The organism is Achromobacter sp. LC458 (genome assembly GCF_001005835.2).
Lineage (GTDB): Bacteria > Pseudomonadota > Gammaproteobacteria > Burkholderiales > Burkholderiaceae_B > Achromobacter > Achromobacter spanius_B.
In genome coordinates this window covers 1-16,513 of record NZ_LBHW02000070.1, presented here as the reverse complement: position 1 = coordinate 16,513, position 16,513 = coordinate 1, and the positions used below count along the sequence as shown (strand labels likewise).

The window sequence follows — 16,513 nt, the reverse complement described above, 5'->3', positions numbered from 1 at the left end:
GCCGGCGGGGGGGGCGTCGGGTTGGGCGCGGGGAGGCGGGCGCGGCGCCCCGGCGGGGGGTCCCGCCCGGGGGGCGGCGGGGGGCCGCTTTTTTTCCTGCGTTTGTTGTGGGGGGGGCGCCGACCAGGGGGAGGGCCCGCCCCGCCGTGCTTTGGTACGCGGGAAGACGCCCAAAAGATATCTGAGCCCTTTCGGACCGGTATCGGACTGGTATCGGAGTGGTATAGGACTGGTATAGGAAGAATCAGAATATATATGTCTACATATGTATTCCAGTTAATAAGCAGAAGCCGCAAGTAACATCGCCTTCAAGCTTGAATGTCTATTTAAATTCAACGCTTTACGTTCATGTGCGGTCGATGGTGGTATCTGCTGGCGTCGAATCACAGTTGCAACATCAATAATAAAAAACGCCGGCTTGTCCGAGTACGTAAGGCTTTACTTTCAATTTCTCTGTAGTAATCGGATGCTGTGCCGTTATCGGTCGTCGTGTCATTTCCTGTGCTTTTCAATGCTAGGAGAACGAGATGAAGATGCGCGCTGCGCTTATCGAAAAGATCCTGATCAAGAAACTGGAAACGAATATCAAGTGGCAGGCGATTGCAGATGCGCTCGGACTGCCCCTTGCCAAGGCCACCGCGGCATGCCTGGGCCAGATGCCGTTGTCCGAACTCAACGTCGGCAAATTGGACGACCTGCTGAGCTTGGGCCTGACCAACACGGAAAAGCTGATTCTTCAGACGTCGCCCGACCGGGGCTCGCTGGAAGCCCTGATTCCCACGGATCCCGCCGTCTATCGCTTCTATGAGTTTCTGCTGATCTATGGGTCCACCCTGAAGCAGCTGATCTCGGAAAAATTCGGCGATGGCGTCATGTCCACTACGGATTTTGACCTGGTGGTGGACAAAACCGAAGACGCGGGCGGTCCCCGCGTGCGGCTTCAGATGACGGGCAAGTTCATGCCGTTCACGATGAACTGAATCCCGTGCCGCGCGGGGCCGTGACAGGCGTCGCGGCCCCGCCTTTCATAGCTGGTCAGGCCCGCGAGGCCATCCCTCGATCAGACCCCTGCAAGCCCCTTCCGTCACTCACCAAGGAGGACGAGATGAGCGTCACTGTAATCCGCAATCTTGCCAAAGCGCCCGATGCAAAAACCATCGCCGACGTGGCCAAAGTCGGCCGGTATTTCCGCCATCCCGATTCCGCGCGGATCGTTTATCCCACCATCGTGCAGCAACCGCTTGGCACCTTGCCCGCTGGCAAGAATCTGCGTGTCGCAATCGTGGGCGCGGGCGCGGCAGGCATCGCTGCCTTGAACGAGCTGTCGCGCATGGTGAACGACACGACGGGGACGGTGAACGTCTCGCTGTATGAATCGGACCCGGACAGTTTTCTGTTCGATCTGGCCCGAGGCTTGACCGTCAAGGGTAAGAAGGCAGGCCGTGTCCTGGCCGTGCAGTCCGATGACCGCACGGTGTACGAGGTGGGCGCGATGCGCTTTCCGGAAAGCGCCGGCCTGACCTGGCAGTATGCGCAGCGCGTGTTCGGCGCGGCAGCGAAAGTGCAGGTGTTTCCCAACCCGGGCAAGATCGCTACGGAATTCGTATTCGGGCACCGCGCCGACCGCTACAAGGGCAATGCGTGGCAGGACCCCGATTCGCCCACGCGGGCGGTCCGCGACCTGGTGTCGTCGCGCTTGGTCGGCGACGGCGTGCCGGCGCTGCTGCCCATTGGCCCGCGCACGCCGCTCGATGTCATTCGGATCCTGACCACGGATACCAGCTCCGATGCGTTGTTGCAGGAAATCGACCGGGACTGGAAACGATTTATCGCGGACAACGATGGCACCACACTGGAAGGCGCCGTGCGCACCATCATCCGGGAGTACGGCGCGTCCTTGCCCGCACTGCCGGGCCTGAGCCCCGACGATACTGAAAACTACTATGTAGAACTGTTTGCCCGATTCGGATTCGGCACGGGCGGATTCAAATCGCTGTTCGGCATCTCCATCGTCGAAATGATGCGGCTGGTTCTTTGGGATTATTCCAACGAATACACCTTGCCCGTGGTCGAGAACGTCGACTTCATCCGCCAGCTTTACACGACCACGCTGGCCAGTGCACCGGCGAATAAATTCAGCGTCACCCCGATTCAAGGTCGCGTGTCCGATGTGTTCCATCGTAAGGTTTCCGGGGCGAACACCGCCGTGGTCGCGCACTATGCGCCCGGCGGCGACAAGCTGCTGGACCAGTCATTCGATTACGTGATTCTGGCGCTTCCGCACGAACAACTGATCGGCCTGGTGACCCGGGCCGGCTATGCCACGCAGCCCAGTGCCAGCGTCACGTTCGGCGATCAGACAATGGGGCTGGAAGGACGCGCGTTTACCGACGTGTTGCCGCCCTTGTTGCTCAGCACCACCAGCGACATTCCGAACGCCCGCGCCGTCACCGCGATCAGCATGTTGCGCATGGTGCGGTCCTCGAAGATCTTCGGCACGATCAGCAATGCCGATCTGGCTAACCTGCCGATGCTGACACTACCGGACGGCGTTTCGGAACCCATCAAGGCCGTCGTGTCCGATAGCGGCCTGGCCACGAGCTACATCGTGCCAAGCTCGATCAGCGCGGATTATTCCAGCGTGCTGGCAAGCTACACCTGGGACGACGACTCCACCCGCCTGCAACGCGACTTCGGTGCGTATCCGCAAAACCCGCCGGCAAGCGCGGGCGAAAACGACGCCAACGGCATGTTTACGCGCATGATCAATCGCGCCGACAAGGACATCAAGTTTCCCGGCGAAGACGTCTACAAGCGCTGGTGGTTTGTCGATATCCTGAAAAAGATCCAGGTGCAGAACCGCTTTGTGTTCGACTGGACGACCAATGGTTCGGCCGGCGGCTTCAAGCTTGACCTGAGCGGTGACCACTACCAAAGCAATTTCTGCTTTCGCTATCACACGCACGCCCAGCATCCCGAGCTGGACAGCCGCTTCTTCATTGCGTCTGACAGTTTCAGCCACCTGGGCGGCTGGCTGGAAGGCGCGTTCATGAGTTCGGTCAACGCGGTGGCGGGTCTGGTGTTGGCGGCTAACGGGGGCAATGCCGCCAGCCTGAACAGTGAAGCCGCCAAGGTCTTCACCACGCTGGAGTCGGTGGTCTACACCGCGCCGCCAACGCCGCCTGCGGGAACGTCGGCCCTTGTCCGGCTCAGTCCCAACGACCCGTTGATGCGCGCTTTCAGAGAAATCTTTGCCATGTACGGCCCGACGATGAAGACGCTGCTGTCCGAACGGTTGGGCGATGGCGTGATGTCGACGACGGACTTTCGGATAAGCGTCGACCGGATTCCCCACGCGGACGGCGATCGCGTGGCGATCGAACTGAGCGGTCGCTTCGAGCCTTTCGATGCGTGACACATAACGGGCGCAATCATGCGCGCCGTGGTGGGCGCCGCAGCAGGTAAGACCAGGTCGAGGCGATCCGGCGCAAGCACGATGCCTCGACCCGTTTGTTTGTCACGCGTGTCGTCTATCGTCAGGCCGACGGCGGGGCGATGCGGCCCAGGATGCGTTCAAGGGTCAGCCCAATCGCCAGCACCGCGCGGTCTGCGTTCGGCAGCGCGTCTACCTCCAAGCCCACGGGCAAGCCTTCTTTCGACAACCCGGCCGGGATGCTCAAGCCCGGCAGCCCGGCGTTGCTGCCCGGGTCCACGTTGCGGGCCAGTCGGCTGAACGCTTCGAAGCTGCTGGCCTGCGGCGTAGCGGGCAGCGGCAGGATCGGCAGCGTGGGAAACAGCAGGCCGTCCAGCCGGTGTTCCTTGAACGCGCGGCGATAGACGTCGATGAGTTCATCGCGCTGGTGCGAGATCACGCGCTCGTACAAGGGTTGCAGCGCCAGTACCTGACCATCCGGCGTGGGCAATACGCCGGGCACGATCAAGCCTTCAAAAATGCCTTTGACGTCGGGGCTGGATATCCGCGCCACCACCTCGTCAAAGCTCACGCCCGTGTCGTAGCGTTGCAGGTAGTCGGTCAGGTCCGGCTTTTGTTCATACAGGCATAGCGGCATGCCGACCGCGGCGTTGGCGGCAGGCAGCTCGGGCATGTCGATCTGCACCAACTGCACGCCCGCGTCGCGCAGCTTTTGCAGCGCGGCGTGGGTGACCTCGCGCACCTGGGGTTCCAGGTCGTTCCAGAAATAGCTGGCCAGGCCCAGGCGCACGTTTTCAGCGGCAAGGGGTGCAAGCGGTGCGTTGTCGTCGGCCAGCACGGCATCCAGCAGCACGATGTCGTCCATGCTGTTGGCAATGGGGCCCGGGGTATCGCGGGTGTGCGAAATGGGCGTGATGCCCGCGCCGTCATAGCGCCCGACGGACGGCCGGAACCCCACGGCGCCGTTCACCGACGCCGGCAGCCGCACCGATGCGCCGGTGTCGGTGCCCATGGCGGCCGGCGTCAGGCGCGCGCCCACGGCGGCGCCGCTGCCCGACGACGAACCGCCTGCGATGCGGCTGCTGTCATAGGCGTTGCGCGTGCCGTCGCCCAACGGGCCGGGAAACGCGGTGTTGTAGCCCGACACGCCAAACGCCAGTTCATGCATGTTGGTCTTGCCAACGATGACCGCGCCCGCCGCGCGCAGCCGCTGCACCACCGGCGCGTCCTCGGCCGGGCGGAACGATTTCAGCGCGGGCGTGCCGGCCGTGTTGGGCAGGCCGGCAACGTGGATGTTGTCTTTGATGGCGATGGGCACGCCGCCCAACGGGCCGCCGTGCGGTTGCGCGTCGTAGGCGCGGGCCTGGGCCAGGGCGCCATGGTGGTCCACGGTAATGAAGGCGTTCAGCGCGGCGTGGGCGTCGATACGGGTCAGGCTGGCCTGGGTCAGCGCTTCGCTGGACAAGCGGCCCTCACGGATCAGGGCCGCGGCCTGGCCGACGGTCAGGGCGGCCAGCACGTCGTCGCCGTGAGCAGGGGGCAAGGGCGGCGCGGACGTGGGCTGCTTGGATGAATCGGACATGGCGCGGTTCCCTTAGGCACGGTTGATGGAACCGCCATCTATACCGTTAGCGGGCGGGCGTGTCGAGCGCGGCCGCTACGCCTGGCCACCCAGGACTTGGTTCACCGGGGGTGCGCCGACGGTTTACCGACGGTTTGCCGACGGGCTACTGGTAAACCATGATGCCTAGGATTGGTGAACCAAATATTATTTGGTCAGACCACTTCAATATGCCATGACGCTGCAACTCATCCCCAAACCCGAAGAGCCGGCCAGCAAGCCCGCGCCGGACCGCGCCTACGTGCGGCTGGCCGCGCAGATCCACGCCCTGGTCGCCCAAGGCGAATTCGCCGTCGGCAAGCGGTTGCCGGCCGAACGCGCGCTGGCTGAACGCTTTGATGTCAGCCGCACCGCGCTGCGCGAAGCCATCATCGCGCTGGAATTGCAAGGGGTGGTGGAAGTGCGGGGCGGGTCGGGTATTTATGTCTGCGAACCCAAGCCCGGCGTGGCCCGCCTGCCGCCCGCGCAGGAAGCGGGGGCCGGGCCGTTTGAACTGCTGCGGGCGCGCTGCCTGATCGAGTCCGAGGTGGCGGCGCTGGCCGCCACGACGCGCAGCGATGCCGACCTGGACCGCATCTTCGAGGCGCTGACCACCATGCGCGAGCAGATGACGGACAAGGCGGCCAACCAAGAGGCCGACCGGCGCTTTCACCTTCTCATCGCGCAGTCCACCGGCAATAGCGTGTTGCTGGCGACGGTAACGTCAATGTGGGACCAGGCCCAAGGCCCGATCTGGGAAAAGATAGAACAGCATTTCCATTCGCAGGATTTGCGTCAGGCATCGCAGCAAGACCATCAGCGAATTTTCAGCGCGCTGGTTGCGCGCGATGCGCAGGCGGCCAGGCTGGCGATGCGTGCGCACCTGGAACGCGTCATCGGCGAATTCGCCCAGGGGTGGCGATAGCGCATCCCGTCACATAGGGGCACACCAGCATGTTGAATTGCGCAATTCATGGTGCACAGGATCTGCGTCTGGACGTACAGGCGCCTGAAGCGTTGGGCGCGACGCAGGTGCGCGTGGCCATCAAGGCGGTGGGCATCTGCGGGTCGGACCTGCATTACTACCGTCATGGCAGGGTGGGCGACTTTGTCATCCGCGAACCGCTGACGCCCGGCCACGAGGCCTCTGGCCAGGTGCTTGAAGTCGGCGCCGCCGTTACCGCCGTGAAGCCGGGCGACCGCGTGGCGCTGGACCCGGCCCGCACCTGCGGCGTGTGCCGCTATTGCCGTCAAGGCGATTCCAACCACTGCGAAGCGGTGCATTTTTTTGGTAGCGCCAGCCGCTATCCGCACATGCAGGGCGCCATGCGCGAACAGGTTGTGGTGCAGGACGCGCAATGCCTGCCCGTGCCGGATAGCTTGTCGTTCGAACTGGCGGCCTTTGGCGAACCCCTGGCCGTGGCGCTGCACGCGGTGCGCAGCGCTGGCAGTCTGCTGGGCAAGTCGGTGATGGTGGTGGGGGCCGGCCCCATCGGCGCCTTGATCCTGATGGCGGCGCGGCTGGCCGGCGCCAGCCGCGTGACGGTGGTGGACATCGTGGATGAAACACTGGCCACCTGCGCCCGCGTGGGCGCCACGCGCACCATCAATGCCGCTACCGACCCCGGCGCCATCGACGCGCTTGCCGCGGGCAAGGGCACGGTCGACGTGTGCTTCGAAGCGTCCGGCAATTACGCGGGGTTGGCCAACTGCATCCGCGTCACGCGCCCGCGCGGCGTCATCGTCACGGTAGGAACCTTGAACGGCAGCAGCGACCAATGCCCATTCAATCAGATCATGGTGAAAAGCCTGTCGGTGATCGGCAGCTTTCGCTTCGTCGACGAGTACGCCTGGGCGGTGGATTACCTGAGCCGTGGCGTACTGGACGTGTCGCCGCTGCTGACGGCGGCGGTGCCGGTGCGCAACGTGCATGACGCCTTCGCGCTGGCGGCCGATCGGCATTTGGCGATGAAGGTAATGGTGACGTTCTGACGCGGCCTGCTCCGGCCAACCCTATTCCTGCCCCCCGCTGTCTACTCGGAAAACCACAATGAAAATTACGAATGCACGCGTGATCGTTTGTTCGCCGGGCCGCAACTTCGTGACCCTGAAGATAGAGACCGACCAGGGGCTGACGGGCATCGGCGACGCCACCTTGAACGGGCGCGAACTGGCGGTGTCGGCGTATCTGACCGAACACGTGATCCCCTGCCTGATCGGGCGCGACGCGCATCAGATCGAGGACATCTGGCAGTACTTGTACAAAGGTGCGTACTGGCGGCGCGGCCCGGTCACCATGACCGCGATCGCCGCCGTGGACACCGCGCTATGGGACTTGAAGGCCAAGGCGGCCGGCATGCCGCTGTACCAGCTGCTGGGCGGCAAGAGCCGCAGCGGCGTGATGGTCTACGGGCACGCCAACGGCTCGGACATCGAGCACACGCTGGACGAAGTGCTGCGCTATGCCGACATGGGCTACCACGCCATCCGTGCGCAAAGCGGGGTGCCGGGGCTGGACAAGGTCTATGGCGTGGGGCGCGGCAACCTGTTCTACGAGCCCGCCGACGCCGACCTGCCCAGCGAACATGACTGGTCCACCGAAAAATACCTGCGTCACACGCCGCAACTGTTCGAACGCATCCGCGACAAGCTGGGCTTTGATCATCACCTGCTGCACGATGTGCATCACCGCCTGACGCCGATCGAAGCCGGGCGGCTGGGCAAGTCGCTGGAACCCTACAACCTGTTCTGGATGGAAGACGCGACCCCGGCCGAAAACCAGGACGCCTTTCGCCTGATCCGGCAGCACACGACCACGCCGCTGGCCGTGGGCGAGATCTTCAATTCCATCTGGGATTGCAAGGACCTGGTGCAGAACCAGCTGATCGACTACATCCGGACCACCGTGGTGCACGCGGGCGGCATCACGCATCTGCGCCGTATCGCGGACCTGGCCTCGCTGTACCAGGTGCGCACCGGCTGCCACGGCGCTACCGACCTGTCGCCGGTGTGCATGGGCGCGGCGTTGCATTTTGACCTGTGGGTGCCCAACTTCGGCATCCAGGAATACATGCGCCACACCGAGGAAACCGACGCCGTCTTTCCGCACGCCTATACGTTCAACCAGGGCATGCTGTACCCCGGCGACGTGCCGGGCCATGGCGTGGACATCGATGAAGCGCTGGCGGCCAAGTACCCCTATAAACGTGCTTACCTGCCGGTCAACCGCTTGCAGCAGGACGGCACGCTGTGGAATTGGTAGCGGCCGACGCCGCGCGGCTTGCGCCTGAGCGATTGGCCTCATTGCCCGATGCGGTGACGCGGCCCACGTATGACCGGGCCGCTTTGCGCGTGGGCATCGTGCATCTGGGCTTGGGGGCATTCGCGCGCGCACATCTGGCGGCGGTCAACGAGGCCGCGCTGCATGCGGGCGCGGGCGTGGACGTGGACGTGGACCGGGGCTTGGGCTGGGGCATCTGCGGTGTGTCGTTGCGGCAGACGGACACGCGCGATGCGCTGGCGCCGCAAGCCGGGTTGTACGCGTTGGCGCTACGCAGCGCGCGCCAGGGCGGCGGCGAGGGCGAGGGCGGGTGCGGCGGTACGGGCATGCGCGGGAACGGCGGCCTGCAACAGCAGATTGCGGTGATCGGCTGCCTGATCGAAACCCTGGTTGCGCCCGAAGATCCCAACGCCGTCCTGACGCGCATCGCCCATGCGGACACGCGCATCGTCAGCGTGACCGTGACCGAGAAGGGCTATTGCCACGATCCGGCCACTGGCCGGTTGAACCTGCAACACCCCGACATCGTGCACGACCTTGCCCATCCGCTGGCGCCGCGCAGCACCATCGGTTATCTGGTGTGGGGCTTGCAGCAACGGCGCGCGGCGGGGCGCGGCGCAATCACCTTGATGTCGCTGGACAACCTGCCCGGCAACGGGCATCTGCTGCGCGGCATGGTGCTGGCGTTTGCGCGGCAGCTTGACCCGGCCCTGGCGGCATGGATCGATGCCTCGTGCGCGTTCCCGTGTTCCATGGTGGACCGCATCGTGCCTCGTACAACCGACGAGGATCGCCGCGCCGTGGCACGCGCGCTAGGCCTGCACGATGCGTGGCCGGTAGTGGGCGAGCCCTATCTGGAATGGGTGGTCGAAGACCAGTTTGCCGCCGGCCGGCCGGACTGGGCGGCGGGCGGCGCGCGTTTCGTGTCGGATGCCGCGCCGTTTGAAACCTTGAAGCTGCGCACCGTCAACGGCCTGCATTCGGCGCTGGCCTATCTGTCGGTGATGGCGGGCTGGGCGACGGTGGACGAAGCGATGGCCCAGCCGGCGCTGAAGGCTTATCTGGCCGCGTTGATGCAGGACGAAATCGTGCCGACGCTGGCCACCTTGCCGGGCCTGGACCTGGCGCATTATCAGCAACGGCTGTTGCAGCGCTTCGAGAACCCGGCGTTAAAACACCAGACTCGGCAGATTGCGATGGACGGTTCGCAGAAGCTGCCGCAGCGCCTGCTGGACACCGTGGGTGCCCGCTTGGCGGCGGATTTGCCGATCGACAAGCTGGCGCTGGCGGTGGCCGCGTGGCTGCATTTTTTGCGCGGCGTTGATGAGGCGGGGCGGCGTTACGACATCCAGGACCCGATGGCGGCCGAGTTGGCGCAACGGCTTGCCGAGGCGGAGCGTGCCGTTGATGCCCGCAGCGCCGGGCCGGCCGCCATGCAAGCCTGGACCGAAACGCTGATCGGCGTGACGGCGGTGTTTGGCGACCTGGGCGACGACCCGCGCTTTGTGCGGGCCGTGTCGCAAGCCGCGCATGCGCTGCGCACGCGGGGCGTGGCGGGGGCGCTGAGCGCGCAGGGCCTGCTTACGTAGGCATGCTTACGTAGGCCTGCTTACGTAGGCCTGTTTCCGTATGGCCTGTTTATGTATGGCCTGTTTCCGTAGGCCGCGTTCATCACCCCGGCTTTTTCACCACGATCGTCGCCGTGTCGCTGGTGAACGAGCCGTCGTCCTGCACACCGAAATGCGCGCGCACCACATCGGGCGCAATGCTGAACATATGGCGCAACGCCGCAACCAACGTGTCCGGCGTGCGCATGCGCGTCACCCAGGTCTGGAATTCCAGCGGCAGGCGGCGCGGCGACAGGCCCTGCAAGGTGAAGCCTGCCTCGGTCAGCATCCGCGTCCATTCGGCCACGGAATAGTCGCGCACGTGGGACGTGTCGCGCAACACTTCAATCGTTTGCAGCCAGGTGTCCAGCAGCGGCTCGCCGGGCGAGACCACGTCGGCAAACACGGCGATGCCGCCGGGCTTGAGCACGCGGAACGCTTCGCGCAGACCACGGCCGGCGTCCTGCCAGTGGTGGGTGGAATAGCGCGACATCACCACGTCGAATTCGCCATCGGCAAAGGGCAGGTATTCGGCCTTGCCCTGGCGCGTGGCCACGTTGGCCAGCCCGCGCTTGGCGGCTTCACCGGCCACCACGTCCAGCATCTGCTGGGACAGGTCGTAGGCGGTGACGGCCTGGACTTCGGGCGCCACGTGAAACGTCACGTGGCCGCCGCCACAGCCCAGGTCCAGCACGCGCGCCTGCGGGTGTTCGCGCGCGATGCCGGCCATTTGCAGCAGGTCTTCGCCCTGGGCGTGGACGGCGCTGGTCAGGTACGCCGTGGCGCGGGGGCTGAACTGGCGGTCGACGGCGGCGTCGTGGGTGCTGGCGGTCATGAAATTCCTTGGTTGGCGTTGTGCGGGGTGTAAGGTGCAGGCGCTAAGATAGGCCGGCCTTTATACACGTACAAGTCCATTGCTTATCCTGGTATGACTACTTCCCCCCAAAGCGCGGCCAACCAAGACGGATCGCCCCTGCGCCGCCAGGCGCTAGGCGAATTCGTGCGTAGCGCGCGGTCGCGCATTACGCCTCAGATGGCGGGTCTACCCGAAGGCATGCGGCGCCGCACGCCGGGCCTGCGACGCGAAGAAGTGGCGCAACTTTGCGGGATCAGCGTCACCTGGTACACGTGGATCGAGCAAGGCCGGGAAGTCTCGGTGTCGCCGTCCGTGTGGTCGCGCATCGCGGGCGTGCTGCAACTGGCGCGCGCCGAACGCGCCTACCTGTTCGACCTTGCCGACTGCGCCGACCCCCAACACGCGCGCGATGACGCAGGCGCCGCGCCCGGCCCCTTGCAGGAATGCGTGGACGCCATCAACGCGCCGGCCTATGTGCTGGACCGCGCGTGGAATGTGCTGGCGTGGAACGAGCCGCTGCGCGACCTGTTCGACAACTGGCCCAAGCGCGATGCCGAACCGAATCTATTGCGCTACATCTTCCTGGACCCGGCCGCCCGTGACCTGGTGGTGGATTGGGATCAGCGCGCGCGCCGCGTGGTGGCGGAATTTCGCGCCGACGCGGGCGCGCATCTGGATGAGCCAGCCGTGCTTGGCCTGCTGGACACGCTGAATCGCCAAAGCCCGGTGTTCGCCCATTGGTGGACGCGCCATGCGGTGGTGGAACGCGAAGGCGGCCTGCGTGAATTCCAGCATCCCCGCGACGGCAAGCTGGCGTTTCAGCAGATCACGTTCCGACTGGCCACGCACCCCGACCTGAAACTGGTGATGCTGTTGAGCGGCTCGGCGCCTGAAGACAGATAGTTCGCGGGGCGGCCGCGAGCTGCCTTTTTTTCAGCGCTTGGCCGTGCAGAACAGGCTGTCCTGCATGCCCGCGTCGACCAGCCCCTGCAATAGTTTCTTGACCGGCGCGGGCAGCGCCATGGATGCCAGCTTGTCGGCGGGCACCCAGCGTTCCGGCACGGGCGATTCGCGCAAGCGGGCGGCGCGCACGGGCACCAGCCACGGACGGATGTGCAGGCGATAGTGCGTGAACGTGTGGGCGAAAGCGGCCAGTTCGAAGCGCTGTTCCGGTTCCAGTCCCAGCGCCCGCGAGGCGGCGTCGGGGTCGCCGGCCACGTCGAATTCAGGCAGGCTCCACAGGCCGCCCCAGATGCCCGGTTCAGGCCGCTGCTGCAACAGGAAAGCGCCCTGGTGCTGCAACACCAACATGCCGGTCTCGCGTTCAGGAATCGCCTTGCGGACCTTGGGTGTGGGCAGTTCGGCCTGGCGGCCTTCGCGGCGGGCGACGCAGGTGTCCGCCATGGGGCAGCGTTCACAGGCGGGCTTGCCGCGCGTGCACAGCGTGGCGCCCAGGTCCATCAAGCCTTGCGTGTAGGCGGCCATGTCCAGCCCGGGGGCCGCTTCGACCTGCGCGTCGGCCAATGCCCACAAGCGGGTTTCGACCTCGCGCTTGGCGGGGTCGCCGGCAATGCCGAAGTGGCGCGTGAAGACGCGCTTGACGTTGCCGTCCAGGATGGGCGAGCGCTCGCCGTAGGCGAACGCGGCGATGGCGGCGGCGGTGGACCGGCCGATACCGGGCAGCGTGGCGATGGCTTCGGCCGAAGGCGGAAAGCGTCCGTTCCACAGTTCAGCGATCTGCACCGCGCAGCGATGCAGGTTGCGCGCGCGGGCGTAGTAGCCCAGCCCGGCCCAATACGGCATCACGTCTTCCTGGCTGGCGGCGGCCAGCGCGGCCGCGTCCGGAAAACGCTGAAGGAAACGTTCGTAGTACGGGATGACGGTGGCCACTTGCGTCTGCTGCAACATGATCTCGGATAGCCAGATCCGATAGGGGTCACGCGTGTTTTGCCAGGGCAGATCGTGGCGGCCGTGCTGGCGTTGCCAGGCGACGATTCTCGGGGCGAAGTCCATGGCGGCAATTATCGCATCGCCCTATTGCCGGGGTGGGGGCGACCGGTTACAACTATCGGCACTACAGCGCTAACGCGCCACGACTTCACTTTCACGGCCCTTGTTGGCCCGCGTGACCGTCAAGCGAGGCGGCTCGCGAAGCTGGAGGGGGCCTCCAGGATTTTGGAGTACACATGAATGCCCCCCTGCCAGCCGCCGTACGCACGGCGCTTGAATCCGTCCAACTTGACGACAAGTACACCCTGGAATCCGGCCGCGCCTGGATGAGCGGCATCCACGCCCTGGTACGCCTGCCCATGATGCAGCGCGTGCGCGATGCGCGGGCGGGGTTGAACACCGCGGGCTTCGTGTCCGGCTACCGGGGTTCTCCGCTGGGTGGGGTGGACCAGAACATGTGGAAGGCGGCCAGGCACTTGAAGGCGCACCACATTGAATTTCAGCCGGGCGTCAATGAAGACCTGGCCGCCACGGCGGTCTGGGGCTCGCAACAGGTGAACCTGTTTCCGGGCGCCAAGTACGACGGCGTCTTCGGCATGTGGTACGGCAAGGGGCCGGGCGTGGACCGCTGCGGCGACGTCTTCAAGCATGCCAACGCCGCGGGCACGTCGCGCCACGGTGGCGTGCTGGTGGTGGCGGGCGACGACCATCCGGCCAAGTCTTCGACCTTGCCGCACCAAAGCGATCACATCCTGAAGGCCTGCATGATTCCGGCGCTGTTTCCGTCCAGCGTTCAAGAGGTGCTGGATTACGGGCTGCACGGGTGGGCGATGAGCCGCTATGCGGGTGTGTGGGTAGGCATGAAGTGCATTACCGACATCGTTGAAGTGTCGGCGTCGGTGGACGTGGACCCGCATCGCGTGCAAATCCAGTTGCCGGAAGATTTCATCTTGCCGCCCGACGGCTTGAACATCCGGGTGCCCGACACGCCGCTGCAACAAGAGGCGCGGCTGTTGGACTACAAGCTGTACGCGGCGCTGGCGTACGCGCGCGCCAACAAGCTGAATCGCGAGCTGTGGCAGGTGCCGCAACGCGATGCGCGCTTTGGCATCATGACGTCGGGCAAGGCGTATCTGGACACGCGCCAGGCGCTGTCGGACTTGGGCTTGACCGAGGCCGTGTGCCAACGCATCGGCCTGCGCTTGTACAAGGTGGGCATGGTGTGGCCGCTGGAGTCCGCCGGCATGCAGCAGTTTGCCGACGGGCTGGACGAGATTCTGGTGGTCGAGGAAAAGCGCCAGGTGCTGGAATACCAGCTGAAGGAAGAGTTGTTCAGCTGGATCGGCAGCGGCAAGAAGATTCCCCGGGTAGTGGGTAAATTCGACGACAAGGATGGCGGTGAATGGTCGGTGCCGCAGGGCAACTGGCTGCTGCCGGCGCATTACGAGTTTTCGCCCGCGATGGTGACGCGCGCGATTGCGGCGCGGCTGCTGCGCTTTGCGTTGCCGGACGATGTGCGCGCGGGTATCGAGGCGCGGCTGCAATTTATTCAGGATCGCGAACAGGCGCTGGCACGGCCGCGCGTGGTGCAGGAGCGCAAGCCGTGGTTCTGTTCGGGCTGTCCGCACAATACGTCGACGCGTTTGCCGGAAGGTTCGCGCGGGATGGCGGGCATTGGCTGCCACTACATGGTGCGGTGGATGGACCGCAATACCGAGGTGTACACGCAGATGGGCGGCGAGGGGGTGCCCTGGATAGGGCAGGCGCCGTTCACGGAAGAAAAACACGTGTTCGCGAACCTGGGCGACGGCACGTATTTCCATTCGGGGCTGTTGGCGATCCGCGCGGCGGTGGCGGCAAAGGTGCCCATCACCTACAAGATTCTGTTCAACGACGCGGTGGCGATGACGGGCAAGCAGCCGGTGGACGGACCCATCAGCGTGCCGATGATCTCGCGGCAGATGGCGGCCGAGGGAATCGAGAAAATCGTGGTGGTGACGGACGAGCCGGACAAGTACAAGGACGCGCCGGGTTTGGCGCCGGATGTTCCGGTGCTGCATCGTGATGAGCTGGACGCGGTGATGCGCGATTTGCGCGAGCATCCGGGCGTATCCGTGCTGATCTACGACCAGACCTGTGCAACGGAAAAGCGGCGTCGCCGCAAGCGCGGGGCGTATGCGGACCCGGCGCGGCGCGTGGTCATCAACGAGCGCGTGTGCGAAGGCTGCGGAGACTGTTCAACGGCGTCGCATTGCCTGTCGGTGGAGCCGCTGGAAACGGAGTTTGGGCGCAAGCGCAAGATCAATCAATCCAGCTGCAATAAGGACTTTTCCTGTTTGAAGGGCTTTTGCCCCAGCTTCGTGACGGTGGAAGGCGGCAAGCTGAAGAAGCCGCAGGCGTTGTCGCAGGAAGGTGTCGTCGACGAGGGCGTGCCGGAGCCGCGCGTGCCGGTGCCGGATCACGCTTACGGCGTGTTTATCGCGGGGGTTGGCGGCACGGGTGTGGTGACGATCGGGCAGTTGTTGGGCATGGCGGCGCATCTTGAGGGCAAGGGCTGTTCGGTGCTGGACATGGCGGGCCTGGCGCAGAAGGGCGGCGCGGTGTATTCGCATGTGGTGCTGGGGCAATCGCCGGAGCATCTGTTGAATACGCGCGTGGCGATGGGCGAGGCCGATCTGGTGCTGGCGGGCGACTTGGTCGTGGCAACCAGCGCGGACAGCATGGCGCGAGTGTGCCCGGGACGCACGAAGGTGCTGTTGAACAGCGACACCGCGCCCACGGCGGCGTTTGTGTCGAACCCCGACTGGACGCTGCCGGGCGCGGACCTGACGGCGGATCTGCAAGCCGCGTGCGGCAAGGACAATTTGTACGCGGTGGATGCGGCGGCGATGGCGGTGGTGTTGTTGGGCGACGCGATCTACTCCAATCCGTTGATGATGGGATATGCGTATCAAAAGGGCTGGCTGCCGTTGTCACGCGAGGCGTTGCTGCGGGCAATTGAATTGAACGGTCAGCAGGTGGCGAACAATCAGGCGGCGTTTGCGTGGGGGCGCCGCGCGGCGCACGACCCGGCGGACGTGATGCGGTTGATGGCGAACGGCGGGGTGCCGTTGGCGGGGCCGCAAGACATCATCGAGCTCAAGCGGCCGCGCAGCGCGGCGCCGGTGACGGACTTGAAAAAGCCAACAGGGGAATTGGCGCAGGTGGTGGCGGTGCGCAAGGCGTTTCTGACGCAATACCAGGACGCGGCGTATGCCAAGCAGTACGCGGACCTTGTCGACAAGGTGGCGCGCGCGGAACAGGAAGCCACGGGCACGCATCGGTTGGCGGTTGCCGTGGCGCGCAACTATTTCAAGCTGATGGCCTACAAGGACGAATACGAGGTGGCGCGGCTGTATTCGGATGGGGAGTTCGTGAAGAAGATCGGGGAACAGTTCGAAGGGGACTGGAAGCTGCACTTCCATCTGGCGCCGCCGCTGTTCTCGCGGCGCGACAAGGCGGGGCATTTGGTCAAGCGTGCTTATGGGCCGGGGATGTTGAAGGTGTTCGGGGTGCTGGCGAAGATGCGACGGTTGCGGGGGACGCGGTTGGATGTGTTCGGGTATACGGCGGAGAGGCGGGCAGAGCGCGAGCTGATACGGGAGTATCGGGAGACGTTGTCGGCGATTTTGGTGAAGTTGAATCGGGGGAATCTGGAAAGGGCGGTGGCGTTAGCGCGGGTGCCGGAGGAGATTCGGGGGTATGGACATGTGAAGGAGGAGGCGGTGGCGCGGGCGGCTTTGGTGCG

11 protein-coding genes are annotated in these 16,513 nt (G+C 65.0%); 8 read left to right on the top strand and 3 right to left on the bottom strand.

The window, feature by feature from the left end:
* The first annotated feature begins 527 nt into the window (after positions 1-527).
* Complete coding sequence (gene cynS / locus YH64_RS29120) at positions 528-980, top strand: cyanase (protein WP_052946150.1); 453 nt, start codon at positions 528-530, stop codon at positions 978-980.
* A 125-nt stretch (positions 981-1,105) separates the two neighbouring features.
* Positions 1,106-3,415, top strand: a complete 2,310-nt coding sequence (locus YH64_RS29115) for a tryptophan 2-monooxygenase oxidoreductase (protein ID WP_143215604.1) — start codon at positions 1,106-1,108, stop codon at positions 3,413-3,415.
* Between the two features lie 121 nt (positions 3,416-3,536).
* Here the strand turns inward: YH64_RS29115 and iaaH are convergent, their stop codons facing one another.
* Complete coding sequence (gene iaaH / locus YH64_RS29110; protein ID WP_082134695.1) at positions 3,537-5,015, bottom strand: indoleacetamide hydrolase; 1,479 nt, start codon at positions 5,013-5,015, stop codon at positions 3,537-3,539.
* A gap of 214 nt (positions 5,016-5,229) precedes the next feature.
* Here iaaH and YH64_RS29105 point away from each other — a divergent pair, with 214 nt between their 5' ends.
* The 4 genes from YH64_RS29105 to YH64_RS29090 are packed head-to-tail and all read left to right on the top strand — an operon-like array spanning position 5,230 to position 9,902.
* Complete coding sequence (locus YH64_RS29105) at positions 5,230-5,958, top strand: FadR/GntR family transcriptional regulator (RefSeq protein ID WP_046807815.1); 729 nt, start codon at positions 5,230-5,232, stop codon at positions 5,956-5,958.
* Between the two features lie 29 nt (positions 5,959-5,987).
* Positions 5,988-7,025, top strand: a complete 1,038-nt coding sequence (locus YH64_RS29100; protein ID WP_046807816.1) for an L-idonate 5-dehydrogenase — start codon at positions 5,988-5,990, stop codon at positions 7,023-7,025.
* Positions 7,026-7,083: 58 nt separating this feature from the next.
* Positions 7,084-8,295 carry a D-mannonate dehydratase ManD gene (gene manD / locus YH64_RS29095; protein ID WP_046807817.1) on the top strand — a complete coding sequence of 404 codons (1,212 nt, stop codon included), beginning with the start codon at positions 7,084-7,086 and terminating at the stop codon, positions 8,293-8,295.
* Positions 8,283-9,902, top strand: a complete 1,620-nt coding sequence (locus YH64_RS29090; RefSeq protein WP_046807818.1) for a mannitol dehydrogenase family protein — start codon at positions 8,283-8,285, stop codon at positions 9,900-9,902. Before manD ends, YH64_RS29090 begins: the two co-directional genes overlap by 13 nt.
* Before the next feature lie 82 nt (positions 9,903-9,984).
* On the opposite strand, the gene YH64_RS29085 is transcribed toward YH64_RS29090, so the two are convergent.
* The gene (locus YH64_RS29085) at positions 9,985-10,755 is read right to left on the bottom strand and encodes a class I SAM-dependent methyltransferase (RefSeq protein ID WP_046807819.1); all 771 of its coding nucleotides are present in this window, start codon (positions 10,753-10,755) and stop codon (positions 9,985-9,987) included.
* A 93-nt stretch (positions 10,756-10,848) separates the two neighbouring features.
* On the opposite strand from YH64_RS29085, the gene YH64_RS29080 reads away from it, so the two are divergent.
* Positions 10,849-11,679 carry a helix-turn-helix transcriptional regulator gene (locus YH64_RS29080; RefSeq protein ID WP_046807820.1) on the top strand — a complete coding sequence of 277 codons (831 nt, stop codon included), beginning with the start codon at positions 10,849-10,851 and terminating at the stop codon, positions 11,677-11,679.
* A 30-nt stretch (positions 11,680-11,709) separates the two neighbouring features.
* On the opposite strand, the gene mutY is transcribed toward YH64_RS29080, so the two are convergent.
* Entirely contained in the window at positions 11,710-12,789 is a 1,080-nt protein-coding gene (gene mutY / locus YH64_RS29075; protein ID WP_046807821.1) for an A/G-specific adenine glycosylase, read from the bottom strand.
* Positions 12,790-12,962: 173 nt separating this feature from the next.
* Between mutY and YH64_RS29070 the strand changes: the two genes are divergently transcribed.
* The coding region (locus YH64_RS29070; RefSeq protein WP_143215602.1) for an indolepyruvate ferredoxin oxidoreductase family protein at positions 12,963-16,513 on the top strand (3,551 nt) is incomplete at its 3' end.

Excerpts from the sequence above, each read along its gene's own strand:
- cynS (WP_052946150.1), top strand. The coding sequence starts at position 528 with ATGAAGATGCGCGCTGCGCTTATCGAAAAGATCCTGATCAAGAAACTG.
- YH64_RS29115 (WP_143215604.1), top strand. The coding sequence starts at position 1,106 with ATGAGCGTCACTGTAATCCGCAATCTTGCCAAAGCGCCCGATGCAAAA.
- iaaH (WP_082134695.1), bottom strand. The coding sequence starts at position 5,015 with ATGTCCGATTCATCCAAGCAGCCCACGTCCGCGCCGCCCTTGCCCCCT.
- YH64_RS29105 (WP_046807815.1), top strand. The coding sequence starts at position 5,230 with ATGACGCTGCAACTCATCCCCAAACCCGAAGAGCCGGCCAGCAAGCCC.
- YH64_RS29100 (WP_046807816.1), top strand. The coding sequence starts at position 5,988 with ATGTTGAATTGCGCAATTCATGGTGCACAGGATCTGCGTCTGGACGTA.
- manD (WP_046807817.1), top strand. The coding sequence starts at position 7,084 with ATGAAAATTACGAATGCACGCGTGATCGTTTGTTCGCCGGGCCGCAAC.
- YH64_RS29085 (WP_046807819.1), bottom strand. The coding sequence starts at position 10,755 with ATGACCGCCAGCACCCACGACGCCGCCGTCGACCGCCAGTTCAGCCCC.
- YH64_RS29080 (WP_046807820.1), top strand. The coding sequence starts at position 10,849 with ATGACTACTTCCCCCCAAAGCGCGGCCAACCAAGACGGATCGCCCCTG.
- mutY (WP_046807821.1), bottom strand. The coding sequence starts at position 12,789 with ATGGACTTCGCCCCGAGAATCGTCGCCTGGCAACGCCAGCACGGCCGC.